The 17560-nt window shown below is 74.6% G+C and carries 19 protein-coding genes; 15 read left to right on the top strand and 4 right to left on the bottom strand.

Annotated elements, in window-relative coordinates; translation table 11 throughout:
• Positions 1–50 precede the first annotated feature (50 nt).
• Both KMZ30_RS07875 and serS read left to right on the top strand, forming a co-directional pair.
• Positions 51–686: a LysE family translocator gene (locus KMZ30_RS07875; protein WP_215511865.1), complete on the top strand. Its 636-nt coding sequence runs from the start codon at positions 51–53 to the stop codon at positions 684–686.
• A gap of 66 nt (positions 687–752) precedes the next feature.
• Positions 753–2021 (top strand): serine--tRNA ligase, encoded by a 1269-nt coding sequence (serS, locus tag KMZ30_RS07870; protein ID WP_215511866.1) that lies wholly within the window; start codon positions 753–755, stop codon positions 2019–2021.
• Between the two features lie 28 nt (positions 2022–2049).
• Here serS and KMZ30_RS07865 read toward each other — a convergent pair whose 3' ends face one another.
• Entirely contained in the window at positions 2050–2412 is a 363-nt protein-coding gene (locus KMZ30_RS07865; protein WP_215511867.1) for a YciI family protein, read from the bottom strand.
• A gap of 117 nt (positions 2413–2529) precedes the next feature.
• On the bottom strand, positions 2530–3138 hold the full coding sequence (locus KMZ30_RS07860; protein WP_308279604.1) for a GrpB family protein: 609 nt from the start codon (positions 3136–3138) through the stop codon (positions 2530–2532).
• Between the two features lie 85 nt (positions 3139–3223).
• Between KMZ30_RS07860 and KMZ30_RS07855 the strand changes: the two genes are divergently transcribed.
• From KMZ30_RS07855 to KMZ30_RS07805, 11 genes are all read left to right on the top strand, one after another.
• Positions 3224–4645: a sensor histidine kinase gene (locus KMZ30_RS07855; protein WP_215511868.1), complete on the top strand. Its 1422-nt coding sequence runs from the start codon at positions 3224–3226 to the stop codon at positions 4643–4645.
• Positions 4642–5337 (top strand): response regulator, encoded by a 696-nt coding sequence (locus KMZ30_RS07850; RefSeq protein ID WP_308279606.1) that lies wholly within the window; start codon positions 4642–4644, stop codon positions 5335–5337. The genes KMZ30_RS07855 and KMZ30_RS07850 overlap by 4 nt, the downstream gene beginning before the upstream one ends.
• Before the next feature lie 52 nt (positions 5338–5389).
• Entirely contained in the window at positions 5390–6271 is an 882-nt protein-coding gene (locus KMZ30_RS07845) for an ABC transporter ATP-binding protein (protein ID WP_215519991.1), read from the top strand.
• A complete protein-coding gene (locus tag KMZ30_RS07840; protein ID WP_215519990.1) occupies positions 6271–7644 on the top strand; it encodes an ABC transporter permease in 1374 nt (457 codons plus the stop codon). Before KMZ30_RS07845 ends, KMZ30_RS07840 begins: the two co-directional genes overlap by 1 nt.
• A 43-nt stretch (positions 7645–7687) precedes the next feature.
• Positions 7688–8743 (top strand): iron-siderophore ABC transporter substrate-binding protein, encoded by a 1056-nt coding sequence (locus KMZ30_RS07835; RefSeq protein WP_215511871.1) that lies wholly within the window; start codon positions 7688–7690, stop codon positions 8741–8743.
• A complete protein-coding gene (locus KMZ30_RS07830; RefSeq protein ID WP_215511872.1) occupies positions 8740–9792 on the top strand; it encodes a FecCD family ABC transporter permease in 1053 nt (350 codons plus the stop codon). The genes KMZ30_RS07835 and KMZ30_RS07830 overlap by 4 nt, the downstream gene beginning before the upstream one ends.
• Positions 9792–10859: a FecCD family ABC transporter permease gene (locus KMZ30_RS07825; RefSeq protein WP_215511873.1), complete on the top strand. Its 1068-nt coding sequence runs from the start codon at positions 9792–9794 to the stop codon at positions 10857–10859. The genes KMZ30_RS07830 and KMZ30_RS07825 overlap by 1 nt, the downstream gene beginning before the upstream one ends.
• A complete protein-coding gene (locus tag KMZ30_RS07820; RefSeq protein WP_215519989.1) occupies positions 10856–11698 on the top strand; it encodes an ABC transporter ATP-binding protein in 843 nt (280 codons plus the stop codon). Before KMZ30_RS07825 ends, KMZ30_RS07820 begins: the two co-directional genes overlap by 4 nt.
• Positions 11695–12522 carry a siderophore-interacting protein gene (locus KMZ30_RS07815; RefSeq protein WP_215511875.1) on the top strand — a complete coding sequence of 276 codons (828 nt, stop codon included), beginning with the start codon at positions 11695–11697 and terminating at the stop codon, positions 12520–12522. Before KMZ30_RS07820 ends, KMZ30_RS07815 begins: the two co-directional genes overlap by 4 nt.
• A 337-nt stretch (positions 12523–12859) precedes the next feature.
• Positions 12860–13654 carry an HAD family hydrolase gene (locus tag KMZ30_RS07810; protein WP_215511876.1) on the top strand — a complete coding sequence of 265 codons (795 nt, stop codon included), beginning with the start codon at positions 12860–12862 and terminating at the stop codon, positions 13652–13654.
• 56 nt (positions 13655–13710) lie between these two features.
• Positions 13711–14508: a DUF1206 domain-containing protein gene (locus KMZ30_RS07805; protein WP_215511877.1), complete on the top strand. Its 798-nt coding sequence runs from the start codon at positions 13711–13713 to the stop codon at positions 14506–14508.
• On the opposite strand, the gene KMZ30_RS07800 is transcribed toward KMZ30_RS07805, so the two are convergent.
• Entirely contained in the window at positions 14493–15221 is a 729-nt protein-coding gene (locus KMZ30_RS07800; protein WP_215511878.1) for a phosphatase PAP2 family protein, read from the bottom strand. The two genes, KMZ30_RS07805 and KMZ30_RS07800, sit on opposite strands and share 16 nt — an antisense overlap.
• Entirely contained in the window at positions 15221–15988 is a 768-nt protein-coding gene (locus tag KMZ30_RS07795; RefSeq protein WP_215511879.1) for a phosphatase PAP2 family protein, read from the bottom strand. Before KMZ30_RS07795 ends, KMZ30_RS07800 begins: the two co-directional genes overlap by 1 nt.
• A gap of 75 nt (positions 15989–16063) precedes the next feature.
• Between KMZ30_RS07795 and KMZ30_RS07790 the strand changes: the two genes are divergently transcribed.
• Positions 16064–16870 (top strand): TrmH family RNA methyltransferase, encoded by an 807-nt coding sequence (locus tag KMZ30_RS07790; RefSeq protein ID WP_215511880.1) that lies wholly within the window; start codon positions 16064–16066, stop codon positions 16868–16870.
• A 121-nt stretch (positions 16871–16991) separates the two neighbouring features.
• Positions 16992–17549: a DUF4240 domain-containing protein gene (locus KMZ30_RS07785; protein WP_215511881.1), complete on the top strand. Its 558-nt coding sequence runs from the start codon at positions 16992–16994 to the stop codon at positions 17547–17549.
• The last annotated feature ends 11 nt before the right edge of the window (positions 17550–17560 follow it).

The raw sequence follows: 17560 nt of genomic DNA, 5'->3' as shown, positions 1-17560 counted from the left end.
CGTCGCGGAACACGGGTGCGTCCGTCGACCGGCAGCGCCACACTGGGCGCGTGCCGTCCGCCGCCACCGTCCTCGCCTTCGCCCTCGCCTCGGTCGTCATCGTCGCGATCCCGGGGCCGTCGGTGCTCTTCACCATCGGCCGCGCCCTCTCGGCGGGGCGCCGGGCCGCGCTGCTCACCGTGCTGGGGAACGCGGGCGGCATCCTCACCCAGATCGTCGCGATCGCCGTCGGCCTCGGTCCCCTCGTCGCCTCGAGCGCGGCCGTCTACACCGGGCTCAAGCTCGTCGGTGCCGGCTACCTCGTGTACCTCGGTGTCCAGTCGGTCCGCCACCGCCGCGACCTCGCGACGGCGCTGTCCTCCGGGCTGCCGGCCGCGCCGGCCTCGCACGCGGTCCGGGCCGGCTACGTCGTCGGCGTGACCAACCCCAAGTCGCTCGTGTTCTTCATGGCGCTGCTGCCGCAGTTCGTCGACCGCACGGGGCCGGTCGCGCTCCAGCTCCTCGTCCTCGGGGCGGTGTTCGCGGTCGTCGCCCTGGCGGGAGACGGCGCGGTGGCGCTCGCCGCCTCGCGGTTCCGCGAGTGGTTCGCCTCGTCCCCGCGCCGGATGGAGCGGGTCGGTGGCGTCGGCGGGCTCATGATGGTCGGCCTCGGCACCGGCCTGCTCGTCACCGGCCGCCCCGACTGAGCCGGGCGCGGCCGGTACCGGGAAACACGGAGGAGGCGGCCCCGACCGCGTCGTTAGACTCGCCGCGTGATCGACATCAGGCTGCTCCGGGAGGACCCCGACACGGTGCGCGCGAGCCAGCGCGCCCGCGGTGAGGACGACGGCGTCGTCGACGCCGTGCTCGCCGCCGACGAGCGCCGCCGTTCCTCGCTCACCGCCTACGAACGGCTGCGCGCCGAGCAGAAGTCGATGGGCAAGGACGTCGCCCGCGCCCAGGGCGACGAGAAGCAGGCGCTCCTGGCCCGCACCAAGGAGATCGCCGCCGAGGTCAAGGCGCTCTCGGCCGCGGCCGACGACGCCCAGACCGAGCTCGACGCGCTCATGCGCACGATGGGCAACGTCGTCGAGCCCGAGGTGCCGGCCGGCGGCGAGGACGACTACGTCGTGCTCGAGGAGGTCGGGACCCCGCGCGACTTCGCGGCCGAGGGCTTCGAGCCGAAGGACCACCTCGCGCTCGCCGAGGGCCTCGACGCGCTCGACATGGAGCGCGGCGCCAAGGTCGCCGGCTCGCGCTTCTACTTCCTCAAGGGCGTCGGCGCCCGGCTCGAGATGGGTCTGCTGCACCTCGCGATGCAGAAGGCGATCGGCCTCGGATTCGTCCCCCTCATCACCCCGACGCTCGTCAAGCCCGAGGTGATGGCCGGCGCCGGCTTCCTCGACCACCACGCCGACGAGGTCTACCGGCTCGAGGCCGACGACCTCTACCTGACCGGAACCTCGGAGGTCGCGCTCGCGGGCTTCCACGCCGACGAGGTCGTCGACCTCTCGGCCGGCCCGGTCCGCTACGCCGGCCAGTCGACGTGCTACCGCCGCGAGGCCGGCTCGTACGGCAAGGACACCCGCGGCATCATCCGCGTGCACCAGTTCAACAAGATCGAGATGTTCGTCTACTGCCGTCCCGAGGACGCCGCCGCCGAGCACGAGCGCCTGCTCGCCCTCGAGAAGGAGATGCTCGCGCTCGTCGAGGTGCCCTACCGGGTCATCGACACCGCCGCGGGCGACCTCGGCGGGCCGGCCGCGCGCAAGTTCGACTGCGAGGGATGGGTGCCCACGCAGGGCCGCTACCGCGAGCTGACCTCGACCTCGAACTGCACGACCTTCCAGGCGCGGCGGCTCAACACCCGCTTCAAGGGCGAGGCGGGCAACGAGGTGGCGGCCACGCTCAACGGCACGCTCGCCACGACGCGCTGGCTCGTCGCCATCCTCGAGAACCACCAGCAGGCCGACGGGTCGGTCGTCGTCCCCGAGGCGCTGCGGCCGGTCGTCGGCCTCGACGTCCTGACGCCCGTCCGCTGACCCGCCCCGCCCCGGCCACCCCGGCCGGTCAGGTCGGGAGGTCCGGGTTCCTGCCGAACCGCCGGATCTCGTGCGGCCAGCCGCAGGCCGCGGAGATGCGGGCGCCCCACTCCCGGGCGGCCGCGTCGTCGGGCACGTCGACGACCGCGAACCCGCCGAGGAACTCCTGCGTCTCGACGTACGGGCCGTCGGTGACGACCACCTCGTCGCCGATTGTCGGGTCCACGGAGTAGACCGGGGCGTCCTCCTCGAGGCCGCCGGCGAAGACGTAGACGCCGGCGGCGCGCATCTCGTCGACGACGGCCAGCGCGAGGGGCGCCCTCGACGCGAACCACTCGGCGGGGTGCTCCCCGACCCACTGCTGGTTGAAGTACAGGAGGTACTCGGCCATCACTCGTCCTTCCGTCACGGCGGCCCGCCGTCGAGCCGCCCCACGTCCCGATGACGAGCGGGGGCCGGCGGAATCGACACGCTAGCGGCCGGGGTCCCGCCGACGGCGGCACCGGCGTCAGCGCACGGGCAGCCCGGCGGCGGCGAAGGCCCGGCGCGCGATGTCGCGCAACACCTCCTGCTTGCGGGCGTTGTACTGCATCGCGTGCTCGCCGGCCCCGACCGCGGCGTCGGACGCCTCGCGCTTGGCGGCGGCGTAGCGGTCGCGGTCGTCGTCGTGCGTGCGCAGCCAGTCGCGGAAGACGCGGTCGCGCCACGGACCGGCGCTGTCGGGCCCGAACACGTGGAGGTTGGCCGCCGGGTCCGCGTGCCGCAGCAGGCGGTGGCCGTCCCACCACGGCTCGCGCACCCAGAGGACGAAGCCCACTGCCTCGAGCGCGGGCACGTAGTGGTCCTCGTCGTCGGGGTCCGCGACGACGAGGTCGAGGTCGATGACGGGCTTGGCGGGCAGGCCGGGGACCGACGTCGAGCCGATGTGGTCCAGCTGCAGGACCCGGGGCCCGAGGGCGTCGCGGACGAGCCCGTCGAGGCGCTCGAACCAGGTCGGCCACGCCGGGTCCGCGTCGACCACGGCGACCATCGGGGAGGGTCCGCCGGCGACCCACGGGGAGGCGCCGGGGGGCGGGGTGTCGTCGGGGAAGGAGGCGATCTCCTCGGCGGTGGCCACCGTCGCACCCTAGTCCGGTGGGCCGGGGACGGCTCCGCCTCGCGGGGGAGGCCGCGCGCGGCGGTCCCGACCTAGGCTGGTCGCCATGCCCAGCCCCGTGCGCCCCGCGCAGCCCGCGCGACCCGTCCTCGCCCGCGTCGCCGGGTGGTTCGGGGCCGACGAGACCTGGCAGCGGCCGCGACCGCCGGTCGGCCGCGCCGACGTCGTCTGGGCGGTCGCCATCGGGGTCTTCGGCCTCGTCGCGCTCGAGCTCGTCCGCAGCGTCGGCGTGCTCCGCGAGACCGGCGCCCCGTGGTGGGTGCAGTGGCTCGCCGTCGCCACCGGCGCCGGGCTGCTCGTCGGCCGGCGCCGGTGGCCGGTCACCGTCGCCGCGCTCGCCGCCGTCCACATGATCGTCGTCGGCGTGACGATGCCGATGGTCATGGGCCAGTTCACGATGCAGGTCATCTACTTCGTCGCCCTCATGTCGGGGGTGGCGTGGGCGCGCGACCGCCGCTGGATGCTCGTCGTCGTCGGGGTCATCGTCGTCGTGATGTTCACGTGGATCGCGCTCCAGTTCGCCCTCGGCAACGCGGCGCAGGACTACGTCGACGAGACCACTGCGGGCGAGCGCTACGGGGTCCTCGGGCAGATCCCCGCGGCGGTCCTGCTCACCCTCGTCATCAACGTCGTGTACTTCGGCGGGGCGGTCGTCATCGGCCAGCTGCAGTGGCGCTCGGCGCGCGACCGCGCGGTGCTCGAGCGGCAGGCGGCGACCATCACGGCCCAGACCGAGGCGCTGCGCCAGCGCGCCGTCACCGAGGAGCGGCTGCGCATCGCGCGCGAGCTGCACGACGTCGTCGCCCACCACGTGTCGGTCATCGGCATCCAGGCCGCGGCCGCCCGGCGGGTCATGGACCGCGACCCGGAGGCGACGCGGACGGCGCTCGCCGGCATCGAGGGGTCCTCGCGGGAGGCGGTGACGTCGATGCGCGGCCTCCTCGGCACCCTGCGCGAGGTCGAGCGGCCGAGCACCACGTCGGACGACGCCGGACCCGGGCGTGCGCCCCAGCCGGGCCTCGCCCAGCTGCCCGACCTCGTCGCGGCCTGCACGACACCGGGTCGCCGGGTGGCGCTCGACGTCGTCGAGGCCCGGCCCGGGGCCGCGTCCCGGCTCGGCACGCCGCTGGCCCACTCCATCCACCGCACGGTGCAGGAGGCGCTGACCAACGTCGAGAAGCACTCGACGGCCACCCGCGTCTCGGTCGTCGTCCGGCTCGACGACGTCGCCGGGTTCGCCGAGGTCGAGGTCGTCGACGACGGCCGCCCGCGCGCCGGCACCTCCGGCAGCGGCCTCGGGCAGCTCGGCATCCGCGAGCGGACGGCCTCGCACCGCGGCACCGTCGAGATCGGACCCCGACCGACCGGCGGCTACCGGGTCCGGGCCCGCTACCCGTGGCGCGAGGCCGCGCCCGGCGTCCCCGACAGCCCGGACGGCCTGCCCGACGCCGAGGTGGTGGAGCAGTGACCGGCGAGAGCGGCGCGACCGCGGCTGCCGCACCGCTGCGGGTGCTCCTCGTCGACGACCACGCGATGGTCCGCTCGGGCTTCACGATGATGCTCTCGGTCGAGGACGACCTCGAGGTGGTCGGCCAGGCCGCGAACGGGGCCGAGGCCGTCGTCGTCGCCCGCGAGACCCGGCCCGACGTCGTCCTCATGGACGTGCAGATGCCCGTGCTCGACGGCATCGAGGCGACACGGCGGATCGTCGCCGAGGACCTCGGCCGGGTCGTCGTCCTCACGACCTTCGACCGCGACGACTACCTCTTCGACGCGCTCGACGCCGGGGCCAGCGGCTTCCTCCTCAAGAACGCCGAACCGGAGCAGCTCGTCGAGGCCGTCCGCGTCGTCGGCTCCGGCTCGGGCATCCTCGCGCCGGAGGTGACGCGCCGGGTCATCGAGCGGATGACGAGCGAGCGCCCGGCCCCGCGCCGCCCCGACCCGCCCGGCCTGGACCGGCTGACCGAGCGCGAGCGCGAGGTGCTCGTCCTCGTCGGGCGCGGCCTGTCGAACGGCGAGATCGCGCGCACGCTCTTCCTCGGGGAGGCGACGGTCAAGACGCACGTGTCGAACTGCCTCGCCAAGCTCCAGCTGCGCGACCGCGTGCAGGCCGTCGTCCTCGCGCACGAGGCCGGCCTCATCACCCCGGCGGAGGGCTGAACCCACCCACGGGGGGATCCGCCGACGGCCGCGGGCGCCTAGCGTCGGAGGCATGTTGGAGATCAAGGGACTCACCCGGCGCTTCGGTGACACGACCGCCGTCGACGGCGTTAGCTTCGACGTCCGCGACGGCATCCTCACCGGCTTCGTCGGCGGCAACGGGGCGGGCAAGACGACGACCATGCGGATGGTCATGGGCGTCCTCGGCATCGACGGGGGGGAGGTGCGCTGGCGCGGCCGACCGGTGACCGCGCAGGACCAGCGGCGCTTCGGCTACATGCCGGAGGAGCGCGGCCTCTACCCGAAGCAGCGCGTCCTCGACCAGCTCGTCTACCTCGCCCAGCTCAAGGGGATGGAGGCGGCGGCGGCGCGCAGTGCGGCGCAGGAGCACCTCGAGCGGTTCGGGCTGGACGGCCGTGCGGGCGACCGGCTCCAGGAGCTGAGCCTCGGCAACCAGCAGAAGGTGCAGGTCGTCGCCGCACTGCTGCACCGGCCGACGGCGCTCATCCTCGACGAGCCGTTCTCCGGCCTCGACCCGACGGCCGTCGACTCGATGGCCGACATGCTGCGTGAGCACGCGAGCACCGGTGTGCCGGTGCTGTTCTCGAGCCACCAGCTCGACCTCGTCGAGCGCCTCTGCGACCGCCTCGTCATCCTCTCGCGGGGGCGCGTCGTCGCCTCGGGCGGCGCCGACGAGCTGCGCTCGCGCGGTCCCGTCCGCTACCGCCTGACCCTCGACCGTGACGCCGGCTGGGTGCGCGAGGTGCGCGGCATCCACGTCGTCGACGTCGACGGACGCACCGCCCTCGTCGAGGTCCTCGAGGAGGGCGCCGAGCAGGCGGTCCTGCGCGAGGCGGCGGGACGCGGCGCCGTCCACGAGTTCGCCCCCGTCCGACCGGCCCTGGCCGACATCTACCGAGAGGTGGCCGCCTGATGACCACGACGCTGACGCCCCCCCAGACCTCCGTCACCGACGAGCCGGTCGCCGGCCGCGCGGCGTGGACGCTCGTCGCCCGCCGCGAGGTCGTCGTCAAGCTGACCGACCGCGCGTTCGTCATCGGCACCGTCGTGACCCTCGTGCTCATCGCCGCGTTCATGGGCTGGCAGGCCTGGAGCGCCGAGCGCACGAGCACCTACACGGTCGCCGCGACGAGCGCCGACCGGGCGATGGCCGACCGGCTCGCGTCGTCCGCGACCGGCATCGACGACGGCGTGGAGGTGAGCGTCGACCCCGTGGCCGACGACGCCGCCGCCCGCGCGCTCGTGACGTCCGGTGACGCCGACGCGTGGCTGCACCGCGTCGGCGGCGGGTGGGTGCTGACCTCCGACACCGAGTCGCAGGACGGCCTGACGCGGGTCACGCAGGAAGTGGTCCGGCAGGCGACGCTCGAGCAGCAGGCCGGCGAGCTCGGGACGAGCGTCGAGCGGCTCGAGGCCGGCAGCCGGGTGACGACCTCGCTGCTCACCGGCGACGCCGAGAAGGCCGGCCTCGCGCAGGGCGTGGCCTTCGCGTTCGCCTTCCTCTTCTACATCGCGACGCTGACCTTCGGCATCACGCTGGCCAACAGCGTCGTCGAGGAGAAGCAGTCGCGCATCGTCGAGATCATCGCGACCTCGATCCCGGTGCGGCAGCTGCTCATCGGCAAGATCGTCGGCAACAGCGTGCTCGCCATCGCCCAGATGCTCCTCTACGCCGGGGTCGGGCTCGTCGGGCTGTCGCTCACGCCGTACGCGTCGCTCGTGACGGCGGTCAGCGGGCCGGTCGTCTGGTTCCTCGTGTTCTTCGTCGCCGGCTTCGTCGCCCTCGCCGCGCTGTGGGCCGTCGCCGGGGCGCTCGCCTCGCGGACCGAGGAGGTCCAGAGCACCGCGACCCCGCTGACCATGCTCGTCATGGCGGTGTTCTTCGGGTCGCTCTTCCTCGACGGGACGGCGAAGGTCGTCGCCTCGTACGTGCCGCCGTTCTCGGCCGTGCTCATGCCGACGCGCGTCCTCGAGGGGACGGCGCAGTGGTGGGAGGCCGTCGTCGCCCTCGCCGTGCTCGTGGCCACGGCGGTGCTCGTCCTCCGGGTGGCCGAGCGCCTCTACCGACGGGCGTTGCTCCAGACGAGCGGCAAGCTCTCGATGAAGCAGGCCTGGGTGGCCCCCGCGTCGCCCCCCCCCCCGTCGCGTCACCAGACCCCGCCGTCCGTGGTCCGCCGCGCACGGCGTGTTCTGTTCACTCGACGGGGTCACTGCCGGGGAGGGGCGCATGCGCGGTCCCGATGGCGGGGGAGGTTGACGGCGGCACAGCGCCGGCCGCTAAGGTGAGGCTCACCTAAGTAAGGCAAGCCTCACCCGACTGGAGTCCATCGTGCCCTCGCGTCGCCGGCTGCTCACCGCCGCCCCCCTCGCCGCAGCCGCCCTCGTCCTCGCCGCCTGCTCGACCGGCCCGACCGGGGCCTCGGCCCCGAGCGCGTCGACCGCCGCCACCGCCGACGCGGCCGCCTTCCCCGTGACGATCGAGCACGCCTACGGCTCGACGACGGTGACGAAGGCCCCGACCCGCATCGCGACCGTCGGGTGGGCCGACGCCGACACCCTCGCCGCCCTCGGCATCGTCCCGGTCGGCGCCCCGAAGATCACGTGGGGAGGCAACGACGCCGGCTCGACCGACTGGTTCGACGAGCAGGTCGAGGAGATCGGCGCCGACACCTCCGGGATGACCCGCTACGACGACTCCGCCGGCCTCCCGTTCGACGACATCGCGGCCACCACCCCGGACCTCATCCTCGGCCTCAGCTCCGGTGTGACGCAGGAGGACTACGACAAGCTCTCCAAGATCGCCCCGACCGTGCCGTGGACCGAGAAGGCGTGGGGGACGCCGTGGCAGGACCAGGTGGCGGCGATCGGTCAGGCGGTCGGCAAGCCGTCGGAGGCGGCCGCGCTGACCGCGAGCACCGAGAAGACCATCGCCGACGCCGTCGCCGCCAACCCCGAGATCAAGGGCAAGACCGCCGCCTGGGCCTGGTTCACGCCCACCGACCTCAGCACGATCGGCCTCTACACGACCTCCGACCTGCGCCCGCAGATGCTGCGCGAGTTCGGGTTCGCCGACTCCCCGACGGTCGCCGAGCTCAGCGCGAAGGACCCCTCCGCGTTCACCGCCAACCTCAGCGCCGAGAAGGCGTCGAGCCTGCAGGCCGACGTCGTCGTCTTCTACGCCGAGCAGGGCGCCGGCGCCGATGAGCTGCGCAAGAACGCGCTCATCGGCCGCATCCCGGCGCTCGAGGACGGCCACTACGTGGCGAGCGCCGACAACGAGGTCGCCCTCTCGATGTCGCTGCCCAGCCCGCTGTCGGTCCGCACGGCCGTCGAGGACTTCCTGCCCAAGCTCGTCTCCGCGGTCAAGGGCGAGCCGTCCGCGTGACCACCACCGCCGCGCCGCCGACCCGGCCCGCCCCCGCAGGGGGGTCGCGGGGCGGGTCGGCACGCGTCGCGCTCCCGTGGGCCCTGGCGGGGTCGGCGCTCGTCGTCCTCGCGGCGGTCGCGGCCTCGCTCCTCCTCGGGGTGCAGCACCTCGCGCCCGGTGCCGTCCTCGAGGCGCTGACCGGGGGTGGTGCCGACCCCGAGACGGCCGCGATCGTCGACTCGCGCGTCTCCCGCACCGTCATCGGCCTCGTCGTCGGTGCGGCCGTCGCGCTCTCGGGCGTCGTCCTCCAGGGCCTGAGCCGCAACCCGATCGCCGAACCGGGCATCCTCGGCCTCAACTCCGGGGCCGCGCTGGCGGTCGTCCTCGGCATCCGCTTCCTCGGCCTCGACTCCGTCGGCGGCTACGTCGTCGCCGCGATCGTCGGCACCCTCGTCGTCGCCGTGCTCGTGCAGTCGCTCACCCTCATGGCGCCGCGGGCCGGCGCACCGGTCTCGATGGCGCTCGCCGGTGCGGCGGTGATGGCCTTGGCGCAAAGCCTCATCGGCGCCGTGCTCGTCACCGACCGCGGCTCGCTCGACAGCTTCCGGTTCTGGCAGGTCGGCTCGGTCGCCGGCCGGGACGCCGGCCAGGTGCTCGACGTCCTGCCGTTCCTCCTCGTCGGTGCCGTGCTCGCCCTGACCTCCGGGCCGACCCTCGACGCCGTGGCGCTCGGCGACGACCTCGCCCGCGGTCTCGGCCAGAACGTCGTGCTGCACCGCGGGCTCGCCGCGGCCGGCGCGGTGCTGCTCGCCGCCACCGCCACGGCCCTCGCCGGGCCGATCGCCTTCGTCGGGCTCGTCGTGCCCCACCTGGTCCGCGTCCTCGTCGGGGTCGGGCACCGGCGCGTGCTCCTCGTCTCGGCCCTGCTCGGCCCGACCTTCGTCGTCCTCGCCGACGTCGTGGGGCGCCTGGTGGCCCCGCCGTCGGAGGTCCAGGTCGGCATCGTCTGCGCGGTGCTCGGCGCGCCCGTCCTCGTTCTCGTCGTCCGCCGCGTCAGGGGGCTCTGATGTCGACCGCTCTGCGCGAGAACGAGGTCCGTGACCCCGCCGCGACCGCCGGCGCCCTGGCCCGGGCCCGTCGCGGCCCCCGGCGTCGCCGTCGTCTCGTCGTCGGCGTCCTCCTCCTGCTCGTCGTCGCGCTCGTCCTCGTCCGGGCCCTGCTCGGCGACTACCGTGTGTCGTTCGTCGACGCCGTCCGCATCATCGGCGGCGAGCCGATCCCCGGGGCGTCCTTCGTCCTCCTCGAGTCCACGCTGCCCCGCGCCCTCATGGCGGTCCTCGCCGGCGCGGCCTTCGGGTCCGCCGGCGCCGCGTTCCAGACGATGCTGCGCAACCCGCTGGCCAGCCCGGACGTCCTCGGCATCACCCTCGGTGCCAGCGCGGGCGCGGTGCTCGTCGTCGTCGCCTTCGGGGTGCGCGGTACGCCCGTCACGCTCGCGGCCCTCGCCGGGTCGGTCCTCGCGGCGCTGCTCATCCTGTCCCAGGCCGGGGGGCGTGGCGGGGCCACCGGCCGGATGGTCCTCGTCGGCGTCGCCCTCGCGGCGGGCCTGTCGGCGCTCGTGCACTGGCTGCTCGTGCGCGCCAGCATCTACCAGGCGCAGGACGCCCTGGTCTGGCTCAGCGGCAGCCTCAACACCGTCACGTGGGCCGACATCCTGCGCCTGCTCGCCGTCGACGCCGTGCTCCTGCCCCTGCTCCTCGTCGCCACCGGGCGGCTGCCGGTGCTCGGCCTCGGCGACGACCTCGCCGCCGCCCTCGGGGTGCGCGTCGCGCGCCTGCGGGTCGGCGTCACCGTCCTCGTCGTCGGGCTCGTCGCGGCGGCCACGGCGGTCGTCGGGCCGGTCGCGTTCGTCGGGTTCCTCAGCGGCCCCATCGCCCGCCGGCTCGTCCCCGGTCGGCCGTCGGTCGGGGTCGCCGCCCTCGTCGGCGCCGTCGTCGTCGTCGCAGCCGATTACGCCGCCGCCTACGCCGTCCCCGGCACCGCGCTGCCGGTGGGACTGGTCACCGGCCTGCTCGGTGCCCCGGTCCTGCTCTGGATGCTCCACTCCCGTCCCACGTCCCAGGAGGGCCGATGACCGTGACCGAGACCGCACCCCGCGTGCCCCAGCACCCGGCGGAGGCGCCGGCCGGCTCCCGCCTCGCCGCCCGCGACCTGCGGCTGGCCTACGACGACCGGGTCGTCGTCGACGGCTTGACCCTCGTGGTGCCGACCGGCCGCACGACGGCCGTCGTCGGACCGAACGGCTGCGGCAAGTCGACGCTCCTGCGGGGGCTCGGCCGCCTGCTGCGGCCGCGCGGCGGGCAGGTGCTCCTCGACGGCGACGAGATCGGGTCGCTGCCGACACGCGAGGTCGCGCGTCGGCTCGGGCTGCTGCCGCAGCAGCCGATCGTCCCCGAGGGGGTCACCGTCCTCGAGCTCGTCGAGCGCGGGCGGCATCCCCACCACGGGCTCTTCCGCACGTGGGGCCGCGACGACGAGGTCGCCGTGGCCGACGCGCTCGAACGCACCGACCTCGTGCACCTCGCCGGTGTGCCCGTCGACAGCCTGAGCGGCGGTCAGCGGCAGCGGGTCTGGCTCGCGATGGTCCTCGCGCAGCGGACGCCCGTCCTCCTTCTGGACGAGCCGACGTCGTTTCTCGACATCGCCCACCAGCTCGACGTCCTCGACCTCGTGCGCCGGCTGTGCGACGACGACGGGACGACCGTCGTCATGGTGCTGCACGACCTCGCGATGGCCGCCCGCTACGCCGACCACCTCGTCGCGATGCGCGACGGCCGGGTCGTCGCCGAGGGCACGCCGCACGAGGTAGTGACCCCCGCGGTCGTCGAGACCGTGTTCGGGGTGTCCGCGCGGGTCATCGAGGACCCGGAGACCGGGACGCCCGTCGTCCTGCCGCGCCGGAGGGTGTCGTGAGCGCCGTGGCCCGCGAGCGCCGCACGGACGCCTCGACCGGCATCGTTCGCGCCGACTTCCCGCAGTTCGCGGCGACCGTCGCGGAGGTGCACGACCTCGGGGCCGGGATGCGTCGGCTCGTGTGCGAGGCAGCGGGACTGCGCGACTTCGTGCCGTGCGGCCCGGACGAGTACGTCGGGCTGCTCATGCCGCCGCCCGGCGCGCCGCTCGTCCTGCCCGACCCCGAGCCGGTCAACGTCCGTGCCACCGTCGCCGCGCTGCCGCCCGCCTGGCGGCCCGCGCTGCGCTGGTACACGATCCGCGAGCACGACCCCGTCCGCGGACGGGTCGACATCGACGTCGTGACGCACGGCGACAGCGGCCCCGGCTCCTCGTGGGTCTCGCGCGCGCGGCCCGGGGACGCCGTCGGCATCCGGGCGAGCGGGGCGCTCTACCGCGGGTTCGAGGCGGGCGGCCGTCAGGTGCTCGTCGCCGACGAGACCGCGGTGCCGTCGGTCGCGGCCATCCTCGACGCGTGGGGCGGCGCCGACGACGCCCGCGACCACGGGGTCGAGGTGCACGTCGAGGTCGCCGACCCGCGCGTGCTCGACGCCTACGACCTCGGCGAAGCCCGCGTCCACGTGCGCCGGGGCCGGCCCGGGAGCGCCGTGCTGTCGGCCCTCGACGCCGAGCTCACCCGACGACCCGGCCCGGTCGCCTACGGATGGGCGTGCGGCGAGGCCTCGCTCGCCGCCGGCGCCCGGCGCGTCCTCGTCCGCCACGGCGCCGACCGGCGCGACGTGTTCTTCTGCGCCTACTGGAAGCTCGGCCGCCCCCGCCCCTGACGGAGAAGCCCGCACGTGCGGGGTTGTCGCGGTCGGAAACGGGCGCCGGCCTCGCCAAGCCCGCACGTGCGGAGTTATCGCGGTCGGAACAGGGCCCGGGCTCGGGAAGCCGGCACCTGCGGGATTATCGCGGTCGGAAGCGGGTGCCGGCCCCGCCAAGCCCGCACGTGCGGGGTTATCGCGGTCGGAACAGGGCCCCGGGCTCGGAAGCCGGCACGTGCGGGGTCATCGCTGTCGGGATGGCGCGACGGGCTCGGAAAGCCCGCACGTGCGGGGTCGTCGCCGGTCCGTGACGCGGACACCCGCCGTTCACGCCACGTCGGTAGCGTGGGCGGCGATGAGAACTCCACACCTCGTGTGCCTCGACATCGACGGCACGACGGTCGACCACGACGGCCGCCTCCACGACCCCGTCCGCAGCGCGGTGCGCGCCGTCCTCGACGCCGGCCACCACGTGACGATGGCCACCGGCCGCGGCGTCCTCGGCACGCTGCCGGTCCTCGACCAGCTCGGCCTCGTCGACGGGTACGCCGTCTGTGCCAACGGCGCCATCACCCTGCGCCTCGACCCCGCCCTCCCCGACGGCTACGAGGTCCTCGAGGCGGTGACCTTCGACCCCGCCCCCGCCCTGCGCGTCCTGCGCGAGGAGTTCCCGAGCGCGCTCGTCGCGGTCGAGGAGCTCGGCGTCGGCTTCAAGGTCTCCGCCCCGTTCCCCGACGGCGAGCTCGACGGCACGCCGCAGGTCGTCCCCTTCGAGGAGCTGATGGCCCACCCGGTGACGCGCCTGACCATCCGCGACCCCGAGAGCTCGAGCGAGGAGTTCCTCGCGGGCACCGAGCGCATCGGCCTGCACGGCGTCGAGTACGCCGTCGGCTGGAGCGCCTGGCTCGACATCACGCCGGAGGGCGTCTCCAAGGCCGCCGCGCTCGAGGTGGTCCGGCGTCGCCTCGGCGTCGAGCCCGGCGCCACCGTGGCCGTCGGCGACCAGCGCAACGACCTCGAGATGCTGCGCTGGGCGGCCCGCGGGGTCGCGATGGACAACGCGCCCGACGAGGTCAAGGAGGCGGCCGACGAGGTCACCGGCCACGTCGACGAGCACGGGCTCGTGGCGGTCCTCGACTCGCTCCGCTGACATCCGAGGGGGCGGATCTCGACGCCGGCTCCCCGGGAGTGGCAGGGTGGCCTGCCATGAGCAGCGCCGACGTCTCCCGTGTCACCCGTGAGGCCAACGAGAGTCCTGTCGTCGAGTGGGGCGCACGGGTGGGGTACGCCGTCCTCGGGGTGCTGCACCTCGTCATCGCCTACCTGGCCGTCAAGATCGCCTGGGGCATCGGCAGCTCCGGCTCGCAGAGCGCGGACCAGTCCGGGGCCCTCTCGACGGTCGCCGGCTCCACGACCGGACCGTTCCTCCTCTGGGTCGCCGTCGTCGGCTTCGCCCTCCTGGGGCTCTGGAACCTCACCGAGGGCGCCATCAGCCACGGCGAGGTGACCGACCGGCTCAAGCTCGCCGCCAAGGGCGTCATGTACCTGTTCTTCGCCTGGACGGCGTTCAAGGTCGTCGCGCTCGGGTCGAACGGCTCGAGCGAGAAGGACACCGAGGACGCCACCCAGGTGCTCATGGGCAGCCCCGCCGGCCAGGTCCTCGTCGGGGCGCTCGGTCTCGTCGTCCTCGGCATCGCCGGGTACCACGTCTACAAGGGCTGGAAGAAGAAGTTCCTCGGCGACCTCACCGAGCACCCCGGGGACTGGGCGGTCCAGGCCGGCCGCGCGGGCTACGTCGCGAAGGGCGTCGCGCTCGTCGTCGTCGGCGTGTTCTTCCTCGTCGCCGCGGTGCAGCACGACGCCGACAAGGCGCAGGGCCTCGACGGGGCGCTCAAGTCGCTCAAGGACATGGCCGGTGGGCCGGTGGTCCTCACCGTCGTCGCGCTCGGCATCGCCGCGTACGGCGTCTACTCCTTTGCCCGCGCGCGCTACGCGCGGCTCTGAGCCTGCCGGTCGCGCGACCCGTCCGCCGACGTCCCGGTGTCGCGACGCAGGTAGCCCCACGCGAGCGCGGCGCACACGATCCCGTTGGCCAGCCCGACGACGATGTCGGTCACGTGGTGCGCGCCCCGGTAGAGGCGCGCGAACGACACCGCGAGCGGCACGAGGACGCACACGGCGATGACCGCCCGGCGCACGGCGAGGTTCGGGATGCGGGTGGCCATGAGGACGAACGAGACGTACAGCGCGGTCGACGCGCCGACGTGCCCGCTGGGGTAGCTCGACGTCGGCGGCGTCGGGTCGAGGCGCTCGACCGTGGGGCGGGGGCGCCCGACGACGGCCGTCGCGATGACGAAGATCGTCGCCTGCAGCGAGATCGCGAGCAGCGGGACGACGGCGAACCACCACTGCCGGGTGCGCCACAGCACGACGAGCGCCACGAGCACGGCGACGGCGATGACGTACTCGGTGTTGCCGATCATCGACATGACGTTGGTGATGCTCTCGCCGACGGGGGTGCGGCGGTCCTGGAACCAGCGGCTCACCGCGTTCTCGCCCTCGAAGCCGCGCAGCGGGCCCATGATGACCAGCCCGATGGCGACGATGACGGCGAAGACGCCGACGCCGGGGAGGACGGCGCGGACGGCCGCGTCGCGCAGGGCCGAGCCGAACGTGGGGCGGGACGTGTCGTCGTCCCAGCGGGTGAGGAAGGACATCAGGGCTCCTGGCGAGAGGCGGAACGGTCGGAGGCGACGTCGGTGTCGGCCGGGTGGCGCGTCGTGTCGGGGTCGCGGGCGTCGTCGGGGTCGCGCGGGTTCCAGCCGGTGTAGCCCGCGTACGAGGCGAGGACGAGGCCGGTCCCGGTGAGGACGCCGACGGTCACGTCGCTCGGGTAGTGCACGCCGAGGAACATCCGGTCCAGCGCCGTCACGACGACGACGGCCGCGCCGAGGACGACGGCGACCGTGCGGGAGGCCCGGGTCCGCAGGAGCGGCCACAGCAGGATGAGCAGGACCGCCACCCACGCCGCCGAGTTGACGGCGTGCCCCGACGGGAAGGAGTACCCCGGCGCCTCGGAGACCGGGTCCTCGACGACGGGCCGGGCGCGCTGGAAGACGTACTTGGCGACGAGACCGACGAACCACGACAGCATGAGCGTCGCGAACGCCCACCAGGCCCGCGTCCGCATTCCCTTGCGCAGCCAGACCCAGAGGCAGACGAGGGTGCCGACGACGTGGAGGTTGACGGGCTGGCTCACGGCCTGCCACACGATGAATGCCTCGCGCAGCCCGGGGTGGGCCCGGGTGACGTCGGTCAGCCGCGTGATGACGTCGTCGTCGAGGCTGATCAGCGGGTCCCAGCGGCTGCGGACGAGGAACCCGACCCCGAAGAGCACGAGCCCGGTGACCAGCGCGTAGAGGGCGGCCCGCCCGAGGCGGCGGGTGCGCGTGCGGGACGGGGCCGCCTCGTCGGTGCTGGTCATCCGGCATGTCTACCGCACCCGGGGCGGGCCGCGGTGGGCGCGGGCCCCGCCGGCGCGTGGGATGCTGGGCGCGCCATGGCCGAGCTCCACGTCACCTCCGCGACCAACCCGCGCCTCAAGGCCGTCGCCGCGCTCCGGCGCCGCCGGGCCCGCGAGGCCGAGGGGCTGACCGTCGTCGACGGCTACGACGAGCTGCTGCTCGCCGTCGACGCCGGCGTGCGGCCGCGCACGCTCCTGTACTGCCCCGAGCTGATGCTCGACGCCGACGCGCAGCTGGCGCTCGTCGAGCGGGTCCGCGACCTCGGGGCGAGCACGATCCGCTGCGGGCGCGCGGCCTTCGAGAAGGTCGCCTACCGCGAGGGGCCCGACGGCTTCATCGCCGTCGTCCCGGTCGCCGGCACGCCGCTGCGGGCCCTCGACCTGCCCGAGGACCCGCTGGTCGTCGTCCTCGAGGGCCTCGAGAAGCCGGGCAACCTCGGCTCGGTCCTGCGCAGCGCCGACGCCGCCGGGGTCGCGGCGGTCGTCGCGGCCGACCCCGTCACCGACTGGGGCAACCCCAACGTCGTGCGCGCGAGCAAGGGCACGGTCTTCTCCGTGCCGGTCGCCTCCGCCCCGCTGCCCGAGGTGCTCGCCTGGCTCGCCGACCGGGGCATCCGGCTCGTCGCGACGACTCCCGACACGGAGATGCTCCACACCGAGTGCGACCTGACCGGCGGGGTCGCCGTGGCCGTCGGCACCGAGAAGACGGGCCTGACCGACGCGGCGCTCGCGGCCGCCGACGCGCGCGTGCGCATCCCGATGGCGGGGACGGTCAACTCGCTCAACGCGGGTGTCTCCGCCGCGGTCGTGCTCTACGAAGCGGTGCGTCAGCGCCAGGGCTGAGTCGCCGTTCGGCCGACGCCGCGACGGCGGAACGGCCCGACGTCGCCGTCGGGTCGTGACCCGGGCAGACCCGCGAACCTAGGGTCGGCAGGGCGGGGACTCCTCTGGAAGGTGGACCGACATGGACCGGGACCGGATGTGCGAGATCGTCGACGGCGTGCGCGCGCGAGGTGGCGGTGACGTCGACCGGATGGCGGTCGAGCTCTTCGACACCCTCTGCGCGCGGGGCCCCGACGAGGTCGTCGCCTTCCAGCGCGAGTGCGGGCGCCAGCACCGGCGGATGTTCGTCCACCCGCTGTGGTGCGCCGGCGACTTCGCCATCGGCCCGATGGGCGACGACCTCTTCGCGGACCTGCGCGTGCACCTGCTCTTCCACGGTCTTGAGGTCGTGGACGAGGTCCTCGCGGAGCCCGACGCCCTTGCGGGGTACCTGCCGGCGGACCGCGACGAGGTCCGCCTCGCGCACGAGCTCGCGGCCGCGGCGCCCGACGCCTACCAGTACCTCACCGGGGTCGACCTCTACGAGGCGTACCCCCGGCTCGCCGCGTCCGACCTGCCCGACGGGCATCCCCTCGGCGCCGTCCTCGCCCCGGCGCGGTACGAGGAGGTGCTGCCCCGGCTGGCCCGCTGGCGGCGTCGGCGGACACCGTCGGGCTCCCGGCGGCGCGGTGGCTTCTGAGCCGCCGCGGC

Origin of the sequence: Phycicoccus mangrovi (assembly GCF_018729305.1) — a bacterium.
GTDB classification, from domain to species: Bacteria; Actinomycetota; Actinomycetes; order Actinomycetales; family Dermatophilaceae; genus Phycicoccus; species Phycicoccus jejuensis.
Note: the sequence above shows the minus strand (reverse complement) of the source record. Positions and strands in the feature narration are given on the sequence as shown.

Bases quoted from the DNA above. Each gene is read 5' to 3' on its own strand.
- KMZ30_RS07865 (WP_215511867.1), bottom strand. From the start codon at position 2,412: ATGGCCGAGTACCTCCTGTACTTCAACCAGCAGTGGGTCGGGGAGCAC.
- KMZ30_RS07855 (WP_215511868.1), top strand. From the start codon at position 3,224: ATGCCCAGCCCCGTGCGCCCCGCGCAGCCCGCGCGACCCGTCCTCGCC.
- KMZ30_RS07845 (WP_215519991.1), top strand. From the start codon at position 5,390: ATGTTGGAGATCAAGGGACTCACCCGGCGCTTCGGTGACACGACCGCC.
- KMZ30_RS07840 (WP_215519990.1), top strand. From the start codon at position 6,271: ATGACCACGACGCTGACGCCCCCCCAGACCTCCGTCACCGACGAGCCG.
- KMZ30_RS07825 (WP_215511873.1), top strand. From the start codon at position 9,792: ATGTCGACCGCTCTGCGCGAGAACGAGGTCCGTGACCCCGCCGCGACC.
- KMZ30_RS07820 (WP_215519989.1), top strand. From the start codon at position 10,856: ATGACCGTGACCGAGACCGCACCCCGCGTGCCCCAGCACCCGGCGGAG.
- KMZ30_RS07810 (WP_215511876.1), top strand. From the start codon at position 12,860: ATGAGAACTCCACACCTCGTGTGCCTCGACATCGACGGCACGACGGTC.
- KMZ30_RS07805 (WP_215511877.1), top strand. From the start codon at position 13,711: ATGAGCAGCGCCGACGTCTCCCGTGTCACCCGTGAGGCCAACGAGAGT.
- KMZ30_RS07800 (WP_215511878.1), bottom strand. From the start codon at position 15,221: ATGTCCTTCCTCACCCGCTGGGACGACGACACGTCCCGCCCCACGTTC.
- KMZ30_RS07795 (WP_215511879.1), bottom strand. From the start codon at position 15,988: ATGACCAGCACCGACGAGGCGGCCCCGTCCCGCACGCGCACCCGCCGC.
- KMZ30_RS07790 (WP_215511880.1), top strand. From the start codon at position 16,064: ATGGCCGAGCTCCACGTCACCTCCGCGACCAACCCGCGCCTCAAGGCC.
- KMZ30_RS07785 (WP_215511881.1), top strand. From the start codon at position 16,992: ATGGACCGGGACCGGATGTGCGAGATCGTCGACGGCGTGCGCGCGCGA.